We start from the raw sequence: 3,511 nt of genomic DNA on the forward strand, positions 1-3,511 counted from the left end.
GCAGCACCACCTACTTCAACTTCGGGCCTGCCATTTCGGTGAACTAGCCTTTGGCTAGCTTTGCGACAGCGGCCTGCTTCTATTGGGCTGACTGAAAAGTTGCTTGGTGGTGGCAGGTCGCTTTTTCCATCTCGCTTGGCTTGCGCATCTCTTCGTTCGATTGGTTTCCCTGTTGTACTTTTTGGCTTCTGCATGGGTATACTACTAGCAGCTAGGTCTTTGTGGGTTTCCCTGTAGTGAGTTGAGCTGCGCTTGCCAAGGCTTCAACCGGTTGTAGAGCCTTTCTTCTTGGAGATTGATGATGTCTAACCGTAACCTCAAGCACAGCTTGCGTTCCACGCTGGCTTCCTTGGCGCTGGCTTCTTCTCTAACCGGGGTGGTAGCGGCCTGCTCTGCCGACACGCCTACCGTTACGCAGGTTCCTTCCACCATCTCGGCTCAAGTTCCCGAAACCGCTGCTCCCGTTGCCGAGGGCCTCTCCTTCTACTACGACGGGGTGAAAACCTCGGTTAGCAGCAAGGATGCGGCAGTGCTTTTTGCCGCCTGCAGCCTCAACACCGGCGACGCTGCCAAAATCGTCAGCTTCGTCAACAACACCCTGAAAGCCGGGCCGATTACGGCCAGCGATGTCACCGGGCTAGGTGACCCTCTCAAGCCGGCCATCTCCGACTTCAACGGCAACGGAGTTGTCAACTGCGAGGATGCCGCCATTTTGTTTGCCGTGTCCACTGTGGGTGTAGACGCGGTCAAGGTCAACACCTTTGTGTCCGGCACCCTGAAGATTCCGGGGGTAAGCGTTACTCAAACTCAGTTGGATACCTTCTTCAAGACTCCACCAACACCGACCCCGACGCCCACCCCGACCCCCACTCCAACTCCGACGCCTACTCCTTCTATTGTAGTTACTCCCAGCAGCTTAACCCTTCCGGCTCTTTCTAAGGCTACCTTGGACATCAAGCCCAATGTAGCCCCAGCGGGTGGCAAGCTGGTGCTGAGCGTGGTGAGCACGGATTCCACCATCGCCTCCATTGCCGGCTCTTCTACCTTGACCTTCCCGGTGGGCAGCACCAGTGCTCAGCAGGTAACTGTTTCAGGTGTGGCTACTGGCACGGCCAGCATTGTAGTTACAGTTGCGGGTACCAGTGAAGCCACCAACTACGCGGGAGTGCCGCCGGTCACCGTGCCGGTGAAGGTGGAGCCCCCAGTGGCGGCAGGACTGGTGGTTGAGCCAACAGAGGTTTCTACCCAGGTGGGCTCGACGGTAACCTTCTCAGTAGCCCCTACGCAGCCCCCGCTCAATGGCAACCTAGTGGTCAGTGTGGTATCCAACAAGCCAACGGTGGCGACGGTTAACCTGCCAACTCTGACCTTCCCCGAGGGGAACACGGCGCCTCAGGTGATAACCGTAACAGGGGTGGGTGTTGGTGAGTCCACCATCACTATTCAGCGAGCTGCTACCACGACGGCCACCAACTACCCGACTACTATCGCCAGCAAGACGGTGAAGGCCACCATTACGGCAGGACCACTCGTGGCTCCCAAGACTATCTTTGTGCAGCCGGGGCCGGGTCCAGGAGGAGATGGATCCAGTCCCCTTACGCCTGCCACCTTTAAAAATGCCTTCGCGGCTGCCAAGACCTTGCAGCAGGCTACGCCAAACCTGCCAGTTATCCTCAAAGTTGTTGGTGTTGGCGCTCCTGAGAACCTGGTAGACCCTGAAGTTAATGCTATCAACAACGGGACAATCACAATTCAACCGGAGCCAGCCGCAGCCGGTGGGTTGGCACAGGTGAACATACCAGCAACAGGCTTTACCATCGGCTCAGCAGTCACGGTGAACGACATCAAGATTAACCTCAATGGCGGAGAGTTAATCATTGAAGGCAATGCGAGCAAGCTGATCGTTGAAGACATTAGCATTGCTGCTACCATTGAGAAGGTAACGGTAGCTGCTGGAGCTACTGTTACAGATTCGACCATCATACTTAATCGTCCGGTTAATCTTTTTGATGATGTTCCTGACAATAAGAGTGACCAGCTTATTGTTAAAGGAATCCTCAAGAACTCCACAGTTGTAGCGAATGAGAGGGCAGCAAAAACAGCCATTATCAAATTGGCGGCTGCAAAGGCTGTTCTTGATGGTGTGACTTTCAGTTGTCAAATTAGGACAGATGGTACCAACGGTGATGGCGTATGCATTCAGGCTACCGCTGCGGGTGCTCAGATTATTAACAGTAAAGTTGACTTCGATGCCGCTGCAGCCAGTGGAACAACTCCAAGGGTTGTAGATGCCGGTACTAACGGCGTTACCATCATAGGCAGCGCCCTTAAGTCGATAGGCGCTTCTGGTATCAAAGTGTTTGCTGTCAATCATGGGGGTGGTGCCCTGGTCGTCCAGAACAGCACCATTGACTTGAATGGCAATACTAATACTGACAGTCGCGCCGTGAATAGTACCGCCAACAGTGGCTCGATAATCTTGACAGGGAACGTTTTCACGGGTTACAACGTACCCCTCCAGCCCGTTGTTGATATTGGGGGTAGTCTTGGTGCAATTCCGCAGCAAATTGCTAACAACCAGTTCCAGATCCTCAACGCTAATACAAGAGGTATCAGGTCTGCTGGTGCTTCCCCTGACTTGAGAGACCTATACGCTACTGGTAGTAGCAATACCTTTGGTCTTGCCAGTCAAAAAGTCGTAAATTAGGTGATCTTATCTTTGTGTTAGCTCAGCTAAGGGAGAGGCCTGGGTCTCTCCCTTTTTTTCCAGTCCTGGGCTCGCTGCTACGTACAATGGTTTGCCGCGGCAGTACCAAGCTGGCGGGGGTGCTAATAGAATGGGATCCTAAGCTGCCGAGAAACCCCATGTCCGAGCGGTTGGAGCGGGTAGAGGCCATCTTGGAAGTCCTGGCCCAGCAGACCCTGGCCAATGCCCAGGCCACTGCCCGGAATACAGAAGCCATCGAGCGTCTTTTTGCAGCCACCGCCCAGAACACAGAGGCCATTGGGCAAGCCTTTGCAGCCATTGGTCAGAACGCAGAGGCCATTGGGCGTGTTTCCACAGTTACTGTCCAGAACACAGAGGCCATTGGGCAAGTTTTTGCAGCCATTGCCCAAACTAGGGAGTCCATCGCTGAGCTGCGGGCCAGCATTGCCGAGCTGCGCCAGGTGGTTGAGCAGCAAAACCGCGCCATTACCTACCTTATGAGCCAAGACTAGGCCCAGAGCCGTGGATCCCCTTCCTTCTGGGCTAGGGTTAGGGAATAATACCCGTTAGTTCTTCCCCAAGCTGGCCGGCGCCGAACCAAGACTGCAACCGCTACCCCAATTCTTGCTGATCCTTCGCTGGAGATTTGAGAATGTCTGACCGCAACTTCCCAACCAGTTGGCGTGTTTCCCTTGTTTCCTCAGTGTTGGCCGCCGCTCTGGCCGGGCTGATGGCTGCCTGCGGCTCTTCCTCAAGGGATCCTCTCACGGTTGCCACGCCCACGCCAACTCCGACCCCCACACC

2 protein-coding genes are annotated in these 3,511 nt (G+C 55.0%); both read left to right on the top strand.

Annotated features, from left to right (window positions below; all coding sequences use genetic code 11):
• Nucleotides 1-301: 301 nt before the first annotated feature.
• A complete protein-coding gene (locus NW818_RS10820) occupies nucleotides 302-2,707 on the top strand; it encodes a hypothetical protein (RefSeq protein ID WP_414424557.1) in 2,406 nt (801 codons plus the stop codon).
• A gap of 158 nt (nucleotides 2,708-2,865) precedes the next feature.
• On the top strand, nucleotides 2,866-3,219 hold the full coding sequence (locus tag NW818_RS10825; RefSeq protein WP_414424558.1) for a hypothetical protein: 354 nt from the start codon (nucleotides 2,866-2,868) through the stop codon (nucleotides 3,217-3,219).
• The last annotated feature ends 292 nt before the right edge of the window (nucleotides 3,220-3,511 follow it).

The sequence above is a fragment of the Synechococcus sp. R6-5 genome (assembly GCF_047461775.1).
GTDB lineage: Bacteria > Cyanobacteriota > Cyanobacteriia > Thermostichales > Thermostichaceae > Thermostichus.

Bases quoted from the DNA above. Each gene is read 5' to 3' on its own strand.
- NW818_RS10820 (WP_414424557.1), top strand. From the start codon at position 302: ATGTCTAACCGTAACCTCAAGCACAGCTTGCGTTCCACGCTGGCTTCC.
- NW818_RS10825 (WP_414424558.1), top strand. From the start codon at position 2,866: ATGTCCGAGCGGTTGGAGCGGGTAGAGGCCATCTTGGAAGTCCTGGCC.